Raw genomic sequence first — 15872 nt, 5'->3', positions numbered from 1 at the left:
GCCCGACCCAAGAAGAGCAGGATACGCCAGGACGAGCCGCCAAGAGGTCGCTCGGAATGATCCCCAAACCCATTCAAACCCCGCCGCGCGACACCACCGCTGAACTCAAGTCCGACAGACTGCTAGTAGCTCGTCCCTCAAGCCAACTGCGTCTCCGCCAACAGGCGATACGTCCCCTGCTTTACCATCAACTCATCGTGGGTGCCGCTCTCAACGAGCTTACCCTGACTCAAAACCAGAATCCGGTCGGCATCACGGACAGTGGAAAGCCGATGCGCGATCACCAGACTGGTGCGGCCCTTCATCAGTCTTTCGAGCGCCTCATTCACGAGACGCTCGCTCTCCGTATCGAGCGCGCTGGTGGCCTCATCGAGCAGAAGGATGCGTGCATCGGACAGGATCGCACGAGCGATGGCAATCCGCTGACGCTGGCCTCCCGAGATCTTCACGCCCCTGGGTCCGACAAGCGTTTCGTAGCCCTCCGGCAGTGCGGCAATAAAATCGTGAGCGTTGGCCTCTTTCGCCGCCGCTTCGATCTCTTCGCGAGTCGCACCAGGTCGCCCGTATTCGATGTTTTCCAGGATTGTTCCTCCAAAGAGCAGGACCTCCTGCGGAACGACCGCAATCTGTGAGCGTAGCGAGGCAAGATCCAGTAGGGCCGCATCGCGTCCATCGAAGGTCAGCTTCCCTTCCCCTGGTCGATGAAAGCCGAGGATCAACGAGAAGACCGTCGATTTTCCGGCACCCGAGGGACCCACCAGCGCCACCCGCTGGCCGGCATCGACCGAAAAGCTCAGCCCTTCGAGCACCGGCTGCTCAGGACGCGAAGGATAGCGGAACTGCACATCTTCGAGGGCAAGAGAACCCGACAAGGCCCCGGCGTCCTCACCACCGGAAGCTTCAGCTTGATCCTGCAGGATTTCACGCACGCGCTCGCTCGCGCCACTCATCGCCTGCAGCTGTGAAATAATCTCAGGGAACGAACCCAGCGACGCACCGACGAAAATACTGAACAGGATGAAGGCGACGAAGTTGTCGTTATCAATTTCACCATTCACCAACATCCGCGCGCCACACCAGGCGACGAAGGCGATCGTGCCGAACATCACGAAGATGATGAACGAAAGAAAGAAAGCCCGCGCCAGCGCACCTTTCATCGTCACCGAGAAGAACCTGTCGAGCTGGCTGTTGTAGCGCTTCTCCTCGAAGGCCTCGTTGCCGAAAGACTTCACATCCGTGATGCTCTGCACCGACTCCTCGATCACCGTGCCGGCGTCCGCCAAAGCATCCTGCGCATCCTTCGATCGCGCCCGGACCTTCCTGCCGAAGACCGCGACCGCCAGCACCACGACCGGAATGCTGCCAAGCATGATCAGCGCGAGCTTCCACGAGAAGTAGAATACCGCACTCAAGCCGCCGACCAGAATCACCGCCTGCCGTACGGCCTGTGGCACGGTGTTCATCAAGGTCTCCCGGACCACGCTCAAGTCCGCCGCGACCCGGGTGCTCAGCGCGCCCGAACGTTGCTCCTGAAAGAACGAGACCGGCAAACGCAGCATGTGACCGAAAAGATCCCGCCTCAGATCATTGAGCGCGGCCTCCCCGGACTTCATGAAACCCAGCACCCGCCAAAAGGCGATGAAGGCCTGAAGGGATAAAGCGGCAACCAACCACTTGAGACTGCCATTCAACTTCTCCTGAATCTCCTTCGGATCCATGTTGCCATTGAGAGCATCCGCAGGATCACCGATCAGATCCTTGAGCAACAGCGGGAAAACGAGCGACAACGCCGCCGTAACGAAAAGCGCGATCAGCGAAGGAATGAAGATCGCCCGGTAAGGGCGCAGGTATCCGAGCAACCACTTTAGCGAGCCACTCAGGTTCCCGCGCTTTCCCGATTCCTTCGACATCCCGGGGATGGGACCTCATCGCCTCGCCGACGTCAACGCCTGCGGCAAATATGCGCCGGGAGTTTCTCAGGCAGAGCCACCACCGACCAGATCGGCACAGGTCCGACGCGCCCAATCATCCGCCTCAATCAAGCCCTTCAATTCACCCGCAGAAGCAACTTCGTGGGACTCCATCACCTCGCCCACCAGACTCCAGATCTCCGTGAATCCGATCTTTCTTTCGAGAAACGCATCCACCGCCACCTCATTCGCGGCATTGAATACCGCAGGCAAGGTCCCGCCTTCAAGCCCCGCTCGTCGGGCCAGATCCAAGGCAGGGAATACCTCACCACGAGGCTCTTCAAACTCCAACCTGGACAGCTGACTGAAGTCGAGTGGCTCCAAGCCACCCCTCACCCGGTCCGGCCAGGTCAGCGCATACTGAATCGGAAAGCACATGTCGGTGCGACTCAACTGGGCAAGCACCGAGCCATCAATGAACTCCACCATCGAATGGACAATACTCTGGGGATGCACCACCACATCGATCCGATCCATGCCGATCCCGAACAACCAGCGGGCCTCGATCATCTCGAGCCCCTTGTTGAACAAGGTCGCCGAATCGATCGTGATCTTCCGCCCCATCTCCCAGGTCGGATGCTTGAGCGCTTGCTCGACGGTTACCGCTTTCAGGTCTTCTGCTGGCCAGGTCCGAAATGGACCACCGGAAGCTGTTAGAATCATTCGCGAAACCTCCTTTTCGCCCCCACGGTGACCATCCAAGCACTGGAAGATCGCATTGTGCTCGCTGTCGACCGGCAAAATTTTCACCCCTCGCTTCTCGGCAGCCGCCGTCACGATCTCGCCCGCCATCACCAGGATCTCCTTCGAGGCCACCGCCAGATCCTTGCCAGCTTCGATCGCCGCCAGCGCAGGTTCGAGTCCTGCCGTCCCGACAATCGCAACCAATACCACGTCAGCACCTGTTAGAGTTGCCAGCTCGATCAAACCCTCCTCACCCACATGAAGGGTGACGCCTTCGGGAAGCAGCGTGCGCAACTCGCTTTCTTTCGAGGCATCCGCCAGAGCCACATGCTTCACACCGGTCTCGCGCGCCTGCTCGGCAAGCTTTCCCACACTCGAATGGGCAGCCAGGCCCACCAACTCCACCCGCTCAGGAATCTGCCTCGCCACTTCAAGCGTCGAACATCCGATCGATCCGGTCGAACCGAGCAGCACCACCTTCTTCCTCACAACGTCACCCATTTCAGATAAAAGTAGAGCACCGGCGCGGTGAAACAAAGCGAGTCGATCAGGTCAAGTCCACCGCCGATCCCGGGCAGCATTTGTCCGGAGTCCTTGGCATTGAGACTCCGCTTGACCACGCTCTCCGCCAGGTCACCCACCACCGCCAGAAGGCACAGCACCAGGTTCAGGACCACTACCGCCCCCCAACCGCCGAGCAGATGCAGACCCGATGCGAAGTCCGGCATGTCGTCTTGAAAAAAGGCATAGAGCCCGCAGCCGGCGAGCTGCGAAAAGAAGATCGCCCCGCCGAATCCCTGCCACGTCTTACCGGGGCTCACGTGCGGTATCATCTTATGCTTCCCGATCATCGATCCCACGATGTAGGCACCCATGTCGGTGAACTTGGTCACCGCGATCAACCACAGCAGCAGCATGGCACCCGGAACTTCTCCCGGCCCCGGAACCATGAAGACCAGCCGCGCCGCGAAATTGAAAAGAAACGCGATGTAAACGAAACCTAACAGATTGATCGAAACCGCCTGAATCGCGTCGAGCCCGCGAATCGGGTAGCGCAGTTGGAGAAAAAACGATCCGGCGATCGCCACGAAGATCGCCGCGCCATCGATCCAGTCCGGAAAAAGCACAACACTCGAGCCGACCGTCGTCTCATCCGCCGTCACGACCGCCACCTGTGCTCCCGCTCCGAGCAAGAACCAATAAAGCGCCGCCGAGTACCCGACTGCGATCAGCATGCCGAAGCGCGGAAAGCATTTGACACCGCCGGACCTCACCATTCGAAAATACTCGACCGTCGAGACAATGATGAGCACGCCGATGATCGTGACGTAGGCCCAGCCCAGACGACTTGCGAAACCCGCGGCAACCAGTCCCCACAAGCCGAGAGTGCTGGCCGTTCGCTTCAAGAACACGGTTTGTTTTGAGTCTTTTTGCGGTGCCTCGGCCATAGCTCAAGATTTCTGCGCGGCCATCCAAGCGGCCCAAGGCGAGGCTGGCAATTCATTCCGCTGCGCAACCTTTCCCCGAAGCCCGGGTTTCATGCTCCAGACACGGACGGCCGCCCGTTGATCCCATCAACAAACCAACAAACACGACAAATCATGAAAACACGAATCATCTGCACCTCAATCGCCGCACTGGCGATCACCTCCATCAGCGTCTCCGCTCAGAATGGCCAGGGCCCAAATCGCGATGTCCCACCGGAAATCATCGCCAAGTTCGACACGGACGGCGACGGAAAGCTCAACAAGGAGGAGCGCAAGGCAGCCATGGAGGCACGCAAAGCCAATATGGAAGAGCGCCGCGCCAAAATGCTCGAGAAGTTCGATACGGACGGCGATGGCAAACTCAATGAAGACGAGCGCAAGGCAGCTGCTGAAGCCATGAAGGCACGCCATGCCGAAATGCTTGCCAAATACGATGCCGACAAGGACGGCAAACTCAGCGCCGAAGAACGCCAGGCCGCCATTGATGCCGGTGAAAGAATCCCCGAACGCCCCCGAGGCAAACGCGGACCCGAAGGCAAACGCGGACCCGAAGGAAAGCGCGGACCGGAAGGAAAGCGCGGACCGGAGCGTCCGAATCGCCCGAATCAGTGATTCATTCCCTGACAGAACAGCACCCAGAAACGGCCCGGTCACCCCGGGCCGTTTTTCTTTGTTAGAGATCCTGTTCGATCGACTTCAGCTCCAGATAAAGGGCGTCCCACTTTCGGGAGCGAGGCTCCAGACTTGACTTCCGGTCCGCCAACAGTCGGCGAACTCCGGACAAACCGTTGGAATACTCCTGAAATAGGCCTCTCACCGCATCGGCATAGTCGCCATGCATCGCCGTCTCGAATCGTCCGACCGAATCAAGCAAGCGGCTCCGCGTATCGCGCACCACGGCAAGTCGGCTGAACCACGCCAGCAAGAACCCGACAAGACCTAGGAATCCGGCGACACCCATGAGGATCCAAGAATATTTGGTCTGACCCAGCGCCCCGCAGCTACCCGCGGCAATCATCACCAACAGCAGCACCGCCATCAAATACCTGAGCCTCTGATTCCGGTTTCTAACCAAGGTATCAAGCAAACCACGAACCCGCAGTTGACCCACCACACCACTCACCCCCTGCTCCACCCTTTCGGTGAAATTCTCAATCACCTTCTCACGCACATCACCGCTCACCGAAGAGACTCCCGGGTCCATGCCCATCCGTTCCACAACCCGTGGTCTGACCTCATTCCAGTGCCCTTCACATTCGTCTAACAGACGGGCGGCATCCAGCTGCGCGAAATCCCGGATCGCGGACTGCAGCCGTCCCGCAAACTCCGTCTCCATTCGAGCCGGTGTGGTATCCCCCAGAAAAAGGCGGAAGGTCGTCGGAAAGATGCCAAGCGTCCGGCCGAGCTGTTTCGATATCCGCCCGACTTCCGCTTCATATCGCCCCCTCGCACCCGCCAGCCTTTCGGTCGCAGCCGCCAATACCAAATCCCGTAGCTGGTCGCCTTCCCGCTCAAGCCCCGCGAGGAAATAACCATCGTCATTCATCCCACGACGCTGCTTGTCGAGCCCATCCTCGATCTCCCTCAATCGACGGGCTGCCTCCTGCGCGGTCCGCTGAAGCAGGTACTGGCGCATCTCCGAATGGCACACTTCTTCGGATACAAATTCCTCGAAGACCGAAAACCGGCTCGCCGACCAGCTCTTCCGGGCAGTCTGGGGACTGACCTTGGCGTCGAATGCCAACTGCCCGGCGATCGCAATGATCGGCAACTTGCGACCGACCTTCTTCAGGCACAGCTCCGTCATGTGACCACGGATCACCTGGATGTCCTCGGTCGATTTCGTATCCGCCTGTTGAATCACCAGCGCGACTCGAGGAAGGGCGTCTTCGCTGGTCATCGAAATCAGATCCCAGGTCGCGGCCGTCCAGGTATTCGCAGCAGGAAAAACCATCAGGATCAGGTCCGCCTGTTCGTATCGCGGCATCGCCGCCACCACCGAATCCCGCCATCCCGAATTCGAGCCGGGGGTATCGATCATCTCGAACTTCTTCAGATACTCCAAAGGCCTGATGGCCCTGACCCAGCCGTCCTCACCCTCTTCATCCTTCGTGACCTCACCAAAGGTGTAAGCAATCGTCTTGCGCGTCGTCGGCAGAGGACCGGCCGGGCAGATTTCCGAACCTGCCAGCGCATTGAGCAGGGTCGACTTCCCCGCATTCACCTCACCCAAAGCAACGATCTTGAGCGGCCCCGCCAAACGGCTTCGGGCATCGTCTTCGTCCTTGCGAGGGGCAATGCCGCTGGCCCGGCCCAACTTTTCAATGCGGGCAAAGCAGTCCAACAGCCGGTCCCGTCCCGAAAAATACCGGTCGCCTGGCATCGGGGAAAATCCGTGAAACCTCAGGGTGCCGTGACGGCGGCCTGGGCAGGAGCTTCATCGGACTTCATGGCCAGCAGCTGCGAAACCGTCACAAATTTGTAGCCCTTGTTCAACAGACCATCGAAGGTCGCCGGCATGGCCGTCACCGTCGGCGCATGAAGGTCATGGGCCAGAACGATCGCTCCAGGAGTCGTTGCCGTCAGAATGCGCGAGGTAACCACCGAAGGTCCCGGGCGCTGCCAGTCCCTCGGATCGACGGCCCACATGACGGTCGGATAACCATACTCGCTGTGAATCCATGCCCGCTGCGACTGCAACAAGGCGCCATAAGGAGGGCGCAGCGTGCGTGGCTTGACTCCCGCGGCCCGCGCGATCGAGTCGCGACACTTGTCGAGTTCCTGGCGCACCGTCGCATCACTCATCTTGGTCATGTTGCCATGAGTGTAGGTGTGATTTCCGATCTCGTGTCCCTCCGCCACGATCCGTCGGGTAATTTCGGGATAGAGATCCACATTCCGACCGATCACGTAGAAGGTCGCCTTGATGTTGCGCGCCCGCAGCATGTCGAGGAGTCGCGGCGTATTCTGCGGATGAGGACCATCATCGAAGGTCATCGCCACATACTTGTCGCTCACATTCACCCGTGAAAAAGAGACACCCGCATTGGGAGAGAAATTTGCCGAAAGCCTCATGTCGGGATTCCGCGGAACCGGCCCCTTGAGCGAAGGCGTCTTGTAGGTGGGATTCGGATCCGTCTTGAGCGGTGCGGACCCAGCGGTCTTGTCGGCATTCGAGCAACTACCCAGCGAGGCACTGAGCAGCGTGATGACAAAAATATGGGAGGCAATTTTCATTAGGAAACCCGTAGTGGAGCGCATGATGGAGTCCGGGGACTGTAGGCCCGGCATCTGCAATGTCACGCCCGCATTTCCGAAGAAAAACTCACAAAAACCGCGAAAGAAGCGGTTTCAAGGCCTCGACGGCCTCCGCAGGCCAGATTTCCCGCGGCGTCATGATGGCCCCTTCCAAGGCTTGATGCTCCGGCCATTCCGGCTGCTCGGGGATCGCCGATACCGCGCGGGCGACGATCTTTTTCGCCAGCGAAACGTTGGCCGTCAGATGCCCCATCACCGCCCCGGCACTGACCGCCTCCTCCTCGAGTTTCCAGCAGTCGTAGTCCGTAATCATCGCCAGCGTCGCCAGCGCGATCTCCGCCTCTCGCGCCAGTTTGGCCTCGGGCAGGTTGGTCATGCCAATCACATCAAAGCCCAACTGCCGGTTCGCCTCACTCTCGGCGCGGGTCGAAAAGGCCGGACCGTCCATGTTCACATAAGTCCCTCGATCGTGAACCTTCGCTCCTTCTGCGATCGCCGCATCCCGCAGAATCTCACGCATTCCGTCGCTCACCGGATCCCCGAACGACACATGCCCGACGATTCCCTTGCCGAAAAAGGTGTGATGTTCGCGGCGACTCGTCCGGTCGAAGTACTGATCCGGAAGCACGACATCCCTCGGAGCGTAGGCCTCACGCAGGCTTCCGACCGCCGTCACGCAGATCAAGAAGCGCACGTCGAGACTGCGCAGCGCCCACAGATTGGCCCGGTGGTTGATTTCATGCGGCAGAATCCGGTGACCCCGTCCATGACGTGGCAAAAACCAAACCTGACGCCCCGCCAGCATGCCGCCGACCAGCACATCCGAAGGATCGCCGAAGGGAGTCTCGATCTTCCGCTCTTCGGCTTTCTCAAAGCCCTCGATCTCGTAGAGACCACTCCCGCCGATGATTCCAATCGCTGCTGACATGGCCAAGCACCTAACCACGCCAGCTCCGGGCGTCCAGTCATCACTCGATTCACCCCGATTTCACCTTCCCGTGATTCGGCCTTCACACCATCCCTACACGATACCGACGTGAATCCGACCTCCCGACACGGACTTCGATTTCAAGACTTGGCCTATCGCTTCGGCTGGCGTTCCCTCTTCACGCTGATGGCCCGAATGCTGATGATCCTGAGCTTCCTGACGATCCTCGCCTGTCGAGGTCAGGACAAGAGCGACCCCGCCAAGATGGAATCCAATGCCTCCCAAACCCCACTTCCCGGCCCGCAACGAGCTGCGGCAGCGGCCAAACGGGTTCGTCCCGCACTGGAAAAGGACCTCGCCGGCAAGGACCTCCACTTCGGCGATCCGGTCTTCATTCGCGCCTTCAAGGAAGAGGGACAGCTCGAACTCTGGGTGCGTCACCGCCCGTCTGGCAAATTCGTGCTCTTCCGGACCTATCCCATCGCCGCCGCCTCCGGCCAACTCGGCCCCAAACTCGCCGAGGGCGACTTCCAGGTCCCCGAGGGTTTCTACTTCGTTCCCCGTAGCCGCTTGCATCCGGCCTCCACCTATCACCTCGCCTTCAACATCGGCTACCCGAACGCCTACGACCGCCATCATGGCCGCAGCGGCAGCTTCATCATGGTTCACGGAAATCGCGTCTCCATCGGCTGCCTCGCCATGACCGATGAAAAAATCGAGGAAATCTACACGCTCTGCGATGCCGCTCTGGCAAACAGCCAGAAGTTCTTCCGCGTTCATCTCTTCCCCTTCCGCATGACCGACGATCGTCTCGCCAAAGCCCGGAATGACCGCTGGTTCGAATTCTGGAAAAACCTCAAGGAAGGCTACGACTACTTCGAACAAAAACGTCTCCCTCCTGATGTCACGGTCCGCAACGGGCGCTACGAATTCGAATAGGAATCAAAAATCCCCTTCGCCCGCTTCAAGCCGAGCGCCGTCATCTCCCAACCCTCATTCCGTGCCCGATGGCTGTTGCCAAGCCTCGCCGCTTCTTGCTTTCATCCGCCATGTTCATCGTCCTCGAAGGCATCGACGGCACCGGGAAGTCCACCCAGAGCCAACTCCTCGCCGAGTGGTTCCGCAGCCAAGGCCGCGACGTCGTCACCAGCCGCGAACCGACCGATGGCCCCTGGGGCAAAAAACTCCGCCAATCCGCCGCCGCCGGACGCCTCTCTCCCGAAGACGAACTCGACTACTTCCTCAAGGACCGCAGCCAGCACGTCGCAGAACTGATCACCCCGTCCCTGGCCGCCGGGAAAGTCGTGATTCTCGACCGCTACTACTTCTCAAGCATGGCCTATCAGGGCACTCGGGGATTCGACCCACTGGAAATCCGTCGCCGCAACGAAGCCTTCGCCCCAATCCCCGATCAGCTTTTCATCCTCGATATCGATGTCGATACCGCACTCTCCCGAATTGGAAATCGCGGCGACTCGGCCAACGAGTTCGAGCAACGCGAATCGCTCCAGAGGTGCCGCGAGATCTTCCTCTCCCTCTCCGATGAGCCCTTCGCCCATGTGATCGACAGCCGCGGTTCCCTCGAAGAAGTCCAAGCGGCGATCCGAGAATCACTTGGGTAAATTCCACCCACCGTTCCGAACCATCCTGCAGGCCGAATCACCCGCACACCCTACTTCACAAACACCTCGCGCGCCTTGGCACCATCGCCAGGTCCGATCACGCCGCGCTGCTCCAGAATGTCGACCATCCGTGCGGCCCGGGTATAGCCAAGTCGCAACCGCCGCTGCAGCAGCGAAGTGCTGCACTTCTGCTCCTGGCGCGCCACGTCGATGCACTTGATGATGAGTTCTTCATCCGCATCCGAAACCTCATCCTCACCATCATCGAGGGCACCGCTCTCGATCGACTTCTGAATGTCCTCGGCAAAGTTCGGTTCGGCCTGCGCCGAGCAGTGATCGACGAGGCGTTCAACCTCTTCATCGGAGACGAAGGCACCCTGTGCACGTTCCAATTTCGCCGATCCCGGAGGCAGGTAAAGCATGTCTCCCTTGCCAACGAGTTTTTCAGCACCCTTCGAATCAAGAATCACCCGCGAGTCGAGTTGCGAGGACACCTGGAAAGCCACGCGACAGGGAATGTTCGCCTTGATGATCCCGGTAACCACATCCGCACGAGGGGTCTGCGTGGCAATGATCAGGTGGATGCCGGCCGCACGCGCCTTCTGGGCAATCCGCGCGATGTTCATTTCCACATCCGCCGGTGCCGTCTGCATCAGATCGGCCAGCTCGTCGACGATCACCACGATGTACGGGAAACGATCCGGCATCTCATCCTCATCGGGAATGAGCTCGTCTTCGCTCGCCTCCGGTCCGAGATCACCGGACTCGAGCGCCTCGGCAATCGCATCGATCGCCTCCTGATCAGGCTCCTCTTCAGGCTCCGGCTCGACTTCGACCTCGGGCTTCTCGGGACGAACCCGGCCATTGTAACCATCGAAATTCCGCACGCCGCTCTTCGCAAAAATGCGGTAGCGCTTCTCCATCTCATTCACCACCCACTTCAGGGCAGCCACAACCTTCCTCGGATCGGTCACGACGGGCACCACCAAATGCGGCAGCTTGTTGTACATCTGCATCTCGACCACCTTCGGGTCGATCATGATGAAACGCAGCTCGTCAGGCCCGAATTTGAAGAGAATCGAGGCAATGATCGAGTTGATGCACACCGACTTGCCCGAGCCCGTCGCACCCGCGACGAGCAAGTGAGGCATGGCGGCCAAATCGCCAATCACCGTCTTGCCATAAACATCCTTGCCGAGTGCCAGCGGGATCTTCTTTTTCGCCGAACTGAAATCCGGGTCCTGTAGTAGTTCACGGAGCGGTACCGCGACCTTCTCGGAATTCGCCAGCTCGATCCCGACGGTGTCCTTGCCGGGAATCGGCGCGAGAATGTTGATCCGCTCGGCCCGGGTCGCCCGCGCGATGTCGGCCTCGAGCTGCGAGATCCTCGAAACACGGAGACCGGCACTCGGATAGATTTCGTAGCGGGTAATCGTCGGCCCACGGGTGATGTCGCCCGGCGTCGTTTCAATACCGAATGAGTTCAGCGTATCGACGATGTTCTTTTGCGTCGCCAGCAGGACATCACGATTGGCCTCGGGAGACTCTTCGGTGTCCTCAACCTCATCGAGCATGTCGAAACCGGGAAGCTCGTAGTCTTCAAAACCATCGATGGAAAGGGACAGATGCTCCTTGCCCTTGCGCTCGAAGGGCTTGGCTCCCGGCTTGGGCGCGTCGATCCGGCGCTGCGAGGCATCGATGATCTGGGGAGTGGGTGTTGCCACCAATGCCAACTCGGCCTGCGGACTCTCGGCAAGCTTCTCCGCCTCCTTCGCGGCCAGCTTGCCCTCCCTCTCCCTGCGTCGCAATTCCTTCTCCTTCTCGCGCTCGCGAGCACGGATCTCTTCCTTCGCACCAGCCGCGAGTTTCGCTTCGCGATGCTCCTTGATCTTTTCCACCCCGCTTCCCGCCAGATTGAATGTCTCTTTGAGAAAACCAATCGGCCGCTGCCCCATCAACAGAATCAAGGACACCAGATAAAGGCAGGCACTCAGAATGATCGTTCCCCACTTGCCAATCAACGGAATCAACAAACCGGACGAGGGCAAAATACTGCCATCACTCGCATTGCTCGCGGGAAAGCCGGCGAGAATTCGCCCAACCACACCGCCAGGCCCAAGAATCTGACCCGGCTCGGCAAACACCGCCTGCATGAAGGTCGCACCGCTGATCGTCAAAACCGCAAAACCGATGATCGTCCGCGACCACAGACGGCCATCAAACACCAACTTCACCACTCCAAACCAGATCAGCGCAATCGGCACCAAAAAGCCCGCTTTTCCAAACAGCGCAAACTGAGCGAGTCCCAAAAGCGCCCCAATGCTCCCAATGAAATTGTGACGCGGCAAGCTGGGCTCGTCACCATCAGCAAAGGTCGAACCCATCGACCAAACCGGCAAATCACTGCGCGTGAATGAGACCACCGCCAAAAACAGCAACAATCCCACCGTAATCAAGATGATCCCGATGATCTCGTTGGACCATTTCGAACCTTCGCTCTGCTGGCCTCGTCTTCGATTGTCTCCTTTCCCCATCGTCTTCGTCGACCAAGCATCCCCCGAGCCTCCTCAAGGAGCAAGATTGTTTTCACAGGATTGAAAATCAGGTTTTCTTAAGGAAATTCGGGGCGAAGGCTGAATTCGAGGACTTTTCAACATACGGGTTGGACCTGAGAGCCCCGCCATCACTAGCATCCCGGCATGGAACCCTTGGCATTTGCCCCCCTCTACATGCAGCGCGTCTGGGGCGGACGCACCCTCGAATCGAGCTACCACCGCAGCCTGCCCGATGAAGCCCCTTACGGTGAGTCCTGGGAAATCAGCGATCGCGAGCACGAGCAATCGCTCGTCATCGACGGCCCTTATGCGGGCAGGAGCCTCCATGACCTCTGGACCAATGAGCGCAATACCCTCTTCGGCGCGGGCCTGCCCAAGTGCGAGCGCTTTCCCCTTCTGATCAAGGTCCTCGATGCGCGCGACGATCTCTCCATCCAGGTCCATCCGCCTGCCGACATCGCTCCCTCCCTCGGAGGCGACCCCAAGACCGAAATGTGGTACATCGCCGACGCCGATCCGGGAGCCAAACTCTATGTCGGTCTTAAAAAGGGCACGACCCGCGAGTCCTTCGAAGCCGCACTGGAGGATGGCAGCGTCGCCGAAGTCGTCCACGCGATCAAACCAGCCGTTGGCGAATCCATTTTCATTCCCTCGGGCCGGCTCCACGCCATCGGCGCCGGTTTCCTGATTCACGAAATCCAGCAGAATTCGGACACCACCTACCGCGTCTTCGACTGGAACCGCGTGGGCCTCGATGGCCAACCGCGGGAACTCCACATCGAGCAGTCGCTCAAAAGTATCGACTTCGACGACTTCGAACCCGGCATGGACAAACCCCGAGGAACCGTGGTCGCCGCTTGCGAACTCTTTGAAGTCGAAAAACTGATTCTCGCTCCCGGCGATCAGGTGGGCAACAAGTCGATCGATCGCTTCTCCATCTTCTCAGTTGTGGAAGGTTCCCTCACCAGCCCCAAAGGAAAGGAATTCCGCAAGGGCGACTTCTTCATCCTTCCCAGTGGAGCCACCCGCCTCACCTCCACCGGTCACACCACCATCCTCCGGACCACCGTTCCCTGATTTATGCGAAAATCCATCTATCTCATTCCGCTTGCCCTTCTCACCGCCTGCAGCACCCCATCCCCCACCGATCCCGAAGTGGTCGGTCGGAAGATGATCGGCCTGCAACAGAAGTTCGACCTGATCGATACCGACGGCGACGGCTACCTCACCCGGGAAGAGATCATCGCCGGCTTCGACGACATCGGCGTCGTCGATCAATCCCCTGAAACCGTCGATGCCATCATCGACTTCTATGACTTCAACAAGGACGGCAAACTAACGCTGCGCGAAGTCCAATCCGGCGCCGTCACCGGCCCCGAAGCCTTGATCCGCGAATACCGGGAAAAGAAAGCCGCAGCTCAGTAGACATCTCCACACAGCCTCTCTAGTGCAGCGTTTCGGAAGCATGAATGCGAAATCCGTGAGGGATTTTTTCTGATTTCAAGGCGTGACGAATGGAGTTGAGCGAGCTCAACGACTGAGGAACAACGCTAGGAAAAAGCGCCGAGCTCATTCGATTTTTGGTCGAAGACCACTCATTTCAAAAAACTCCTCCTCCCAAAGAGTTCGTGCTCATATTTCCGAAACGCTGACTGTGGAAGCCCTGCTGCCGCTGTTCCCGTAAAACCGCCTGCTGTCCACGCGCAAGGGAGAAAGGGCGTTCCCGCCCTGTCGAAGCACCCTCTGAATCCCAACTCTCTCTATCTCTCCCAACGGAGCGCGTTCATCCTGAACGCTTAGGCCATGGACATCCTGTCCATACACGCCAGCCCTGCGGCCCTGTTTATTGTGATGAAAACCTTGACTGACCCTCTTTTTGCTGCGGCCCTGTTTATTGTGATGAAAACCTTGACTGACCCTCTTTTACACGCGAAACGGTAAGTCATTGATCCTGAGACTGAAATCGAAACCGCATAAGCAGTCGTAACCGCGCCCGCCCAACCGGCCTGGGCCAGTTCAACAACGGATAGCATCGGGGTTATCACCCGAAGCTATCTTTGGGGTTCGGCTTCTTTTTCGACGAGGAAGCGATTCAAGCCGCGTAGCGCCTGCATGTTGAGCACATCCCAGAGTCGGGATGAACTGACGCCCGCATCGGCAACAACGACCAAAGCTGCTCGCTCGCTGATCGACCCAATGGCTCCCGCGTAGAAGTCCAGCCAATCCCCATACTCGACGTCTGAAAGTGTGGCCTCTCCTACCAGCGTGCCGTCTGGAGTTAAACGCACCCATGTGGGCTCAATATCACCTGGCGGCACCGCTGGAGGCTTCGGGTAAACCCACTTCCCATCAACCCCTTTGACGATCGGCTTGAGCTCGTAGTCCTCTGCAGGCTCCGCGAGAAGCACCTCAAAGACAATGGATCGCTTGTCGTCGGTAAATCTCACAGTGACCGGCTTAGTTGCTGCCGCCGCAAGCTCCCTGACAGCATGGACTATTCCCGAGGCGTCAATCTGCCCTAGTTGGTTCGAGGAAAGATCGAAGGTCGCATCGATGGAGATCTCAGGCTCGTGGACATCCGACTTGGAGCACGCCAACACTCCCAAGGCCATGATAGCCAAACCGAGTGCGGGAACAGGTTTCATATCTCTGCCGAACGTCGATGGTGAGGCGATCCCGGTAACCGAACCGGAAAGGCTGCGAGCATCCAATCAGGTTCCGAAGCTGGCGGCAAGAATTCAACAAAGCCGCTGATAGGGGTCGTCCTCGACTGCCTTGTTCGGCGTTTCTATTTGGTCTTGCTCTCACGGATCGCACCAATGTCCCGCACAAGCAGGGGCAACGCCACAGCCCACACCACCATGCTGAGGTACTGAAGTCCGGCGTCTACTCGGCGAAGAGTGTCCATCACCTCGCATCTCTCTGGGAATTGGTTGCAGTCGAGCCATCCAGTCCCATCGCTTATAAACAAGAATACAACGCTGTAAACTGAACGACCTCCAACAAGAGCCAGCGCACCAAGAAATGTTAGTCCTGTCGAGAATGCTGGGAAAATCCTTATCAGTTTCACACCCCCAAAGAGGGTGATTAGCAAAGCCACTACTGGGAAGGCTGCGGACAACCAAAGATAGTAATGCTCAGGATGAAAGGCGGGCATTCGAGGGTTTTTGCCGAACGTCAAAAGTGTGGCACGGCGGAAGTGAGGCGTCCAGAGCGAAGCGAACGAGTGACTTTGCCCGCCGTTGCCACCACTGTCTTGTTCGGCTTCTTGGATTCAAGACCGAAGTGCGACAGATTGGGCATGTGAATTACAGTCAAATCAGCAAGGAGGAGCGATATGCCATCGCCGCAATGCGCGGAGAGTATGT

General features: G+C 58.8%; 14 protein-coding genes. 5 read left to right on the top strand and 9 right to left on the bottom strand.

All coding sequences use genetic code 11. The features are described 5' to 3' along the window. Positions 1-137 precede the first annotated feature (137 nt). The 3 genes from WBG04_RS17300 to WBG04_RS17290 all read right to left on the bottom strand — a co-directional run bounded on the left by WBG04_RS17300 (position 138) and on the right by WBG04_RS17290 (position 4066). Positions 138-1910, bottom strand: a complete 1773-nt coding sequence (locus WBG04_RS17300; protein ID WP_424315959.1) for an ABC transporter ATP-binding protein — start codon at positions 1908-1910, stop codon at positions 138-140. Between the two features lie 66 nt (positions 1911-1976). Next, complete coding sequence (locus WBG04_RS17295) at positions 1977-3155, bottom strand: 1-deoxy-D-xylulose-5-phosphate reductoisomerase (protein ID WP_424315958.1); 1179 nt, start codon at positions 3153-3155, stop codon at positions 1977-1979. Then, positions 3140-4066, bottom strand: coding sequence for a phosphatidate cytidylyltransferase (locus WBG04_RS17290; protein ID WP_424315957.1), 927 nt, complete (start codon positions 4064-4066; stop codon positions 3140-3142). The genes WBG04_RS17295 and WBG04_RS17290 overlap by 16 nt, the downstream gene beginning before the upstream one ends. Before the next feature lie 189 nt (positions 4067-4255). Between WBG04_RS17290 and WBG04_RS17285 the strand changes: the two genes are divergently transcribed. Further along, a complete protein-coding gene (locus WBG04_RS17285) occupies positions 4256-4753 on the top strand; it encodes an EF-hand domain-containing protein (RefSeq protein ID WP_424315956.1) in 498 nt (165 codons plus the stop codon). Between the two features lie 61 nt (positions 4754-4814). Here the strand turns inward: WBG04_RS17285 and WBG04_RS17280 are convergent, their stop codons facing one another. The 3 genes from WBG04_RS17280 to mtnP form a co-directional block, all read right to left on the bottom strand. Beyond that, complete coding sequence (locus tag WBG04_RS17280) at positions 4815-6524, bottom strand: dynamin family protein (protein WP_424315955.1); 1710 nt, start codon at positions 6522-6524, stop codon at positions 4815-4817. A 20-nt stretch (positions 6525-6544) separates the two neighbouring features. Further along, on the bottom strand, positions 6545-7378 hold the full coding sequence (locus WBG04_RS17275; protein ID WP_424315954.1) for a polysaccharide deacetylase family protein: 834 nt from the start codon (positions 7376-7378) through the stop codon (positions 6545-6547). Positions 7379-7466: 88 nt separating this feature from the next. Then, the gene (gene mtnP / locus WBG04_RS17270; protein WP_424315953.1) at positions 7467-8327 is read right to left on the bottom strand and encodes an S-methyl-5'-thioadenosine phosphorylase; all 861 of its coding nucleotides are present in this window, start codon (positions 8325-8327) and stop codon (positions 7467-7469) included. Between the two features lie 108 nt (positions 8328-8435). On the opposite strand from mtnP, the gene WBG04_RS17265 reads away from it, so the two are divergent. Next, the gene (locus WBG04_RS17265) at positions 8436-9266 is read left to right on the top strand and encodes a L,D-transpeptidase family protein (protein WP_424315952.1); all 831 of its coding nucleotides are present in this window, start codon (positions 8436-8438) and stop codon (positions 9264-9266) included. A 68-nt stretch (positions 9267-9334) separates the two neighbouring features. Next, positions 9335-9949: a dTMP kinase gene (gene tmk / locus WBG04_RS17260; RefSeq protein ID WP_424315951.1), complete on the top strand. Its 615-nt coding sequence runs from the start codon at positions 9335-9337 to the stop codon at positions 9947-9949. A gap of 50 nt (positions 9950-9999) precedes the next feature. Here tmk and WBG04_RS17255 read toward each other — a convergent pair whose 3' ends face one another. Continuing rightward, positions 10000-12483: a DNA translocase FtsK gene (locus WBG04_RS17255; RefSeq protein WP_424315950.1), complete on the bottom strand. Its 2484-nt coding sequence runs from the start codon at positions 12481-12483 to the stop codon at positions 10000-10002. A gap of 165 nt (positions 12484-12648) precedes the next feature. Between WBG04_RS17255 and WBG04_RS17250 the strand changes: the two genes are divergently transcribed. Further along, the gene (locus WBG04_RS17250) at positions 12649-13581 is read left to right on the top strand and encodes a type I phosphomannose isomerase catalytic subunit (protein ID WP_424315949.1); all 933 of its coding nucleotides are present in this window, start codon (positions 12649-12651) and stop codon (positions 13579-13581) included. 3 nt (positions 13582-13584) lie between these two features. Continuing rightward, positions 13585-13929, top strand: coding sequence for an EF-hand domain-containing protein (locus WBG04_RS17245; RefSeq protein WP_424315948.1), 345 nt, complete (start codon positions 13585-13587; stop codon positions 13927-13929). 626 nt (positions 13930-14555) lie between these two features. On the opposite strand, the gene WBG04_RS17240 is transcribed toward WBG04_RS17245, so the two are convergent. After that, positions 14556-15149, bottom strand: a complete 594-nt coding sequence (locus WBG04_RS17240; RefSeq protein WP_424315947.1) for a hypothetical protein — start codon at positions 15147-15149, stop codon at positions 14556-14558. 532 nt (positions 15150-15681) lie between these two features. Further along, positions 15682-15872, bottom strand: a 191-nt coding sequence (locus WBG04_RS17235) for a hypothetical protein (RefSeq protein WP_424315946.1), incomplete at its 5' end; no start/stop codon positions are given.

It is taken from the genome of Haloferula sp. (assembly GCF_049672945.1).
GTDB lineage: Bacteria > Verrucomicrobiota > Verrucomicrobiia > Verrucomicrobiales > Akkermansiaceae > Haloferula.
This window is presented reverse-complemented; position numbering and strand designations above follow the sequence as displayed.

Coding starts and splice junctions, on each gene's coding strand:
- WBG04_RS17300 (WP_424315959.1), bottom strand. CDS start 1,910: ATGTCGAAGGAATCGGGAAAGCGCGGGAACCTGAGTGGCTCGCTAAAG.
- WBG04_RS17295 (WP_424315958.1), bottom strand. CDS start 3,155: ATGGGTGACGTTGTGAGGAAGAAGGTGGTGCTGCTCGGTTCGACCGGA.
- WBG04_RS17285 (WP_424315956.1), top strand. CDS start 4,256: ATGAAAACACGAATCATCTGCACCTCAATCGCCGCACTGGCGATCACC.
- WBG04_RS17280 (WP_424315955.1), bottom strand. CDS start 6,524: ATGCCAGGCGACCGGTATTTTTCGGGACGGGACCGGCTGTTGGACTGC.
- WBG04_RS17275 (WP_424315954.1), bottom strand. CDS start 7,378: ATGAAAATTGCCTCCCATATTTTTGTCATCACGCTGCTCAGTGCCTCG.
- mtnP (WP_424315953.1), bottom strand. CDS start 8,327: ATGTCAGCAGCGATTGGAATCATCGGCGGGAGTGGTCTCTACGAGATC.
- tmk (WP_424315951.1), top strand. CDS start 9,335: ATGGCTGTTGCCAAGCCTCGCCGCTTCTTGCTTTCATCCGCCATGTTC.
- WBG04_RS17255 (WP_424315950.1), bottom strand. CDS start 12,483: ATGGGGAAAGGAGACAATCGAAGACGAGGCCAGCAGAGCGAAGGTTCG.
- WBG04_RS17250 (WP_424315949.1), top strand. CDS start 12,649: ATGGAACCCTTGGCATTTGCCCCCCTCTACATGCAGCGCGTCTGGGGC.
- WBG04_RS17245 (WP_424315948.1), top strand. CDS start 13,585: ATGCGAAAATCCATCTATCTCATTCCGCTTGCCCTTCTCACCGCCTGC.
- WBG04_RS17240 (WP_424315947.1), bottom strand. CDS start 15,149: ATGAAACCTGTTCCCGCACTCGGTTTGGCTATCATGGCCTTGGGAGTG.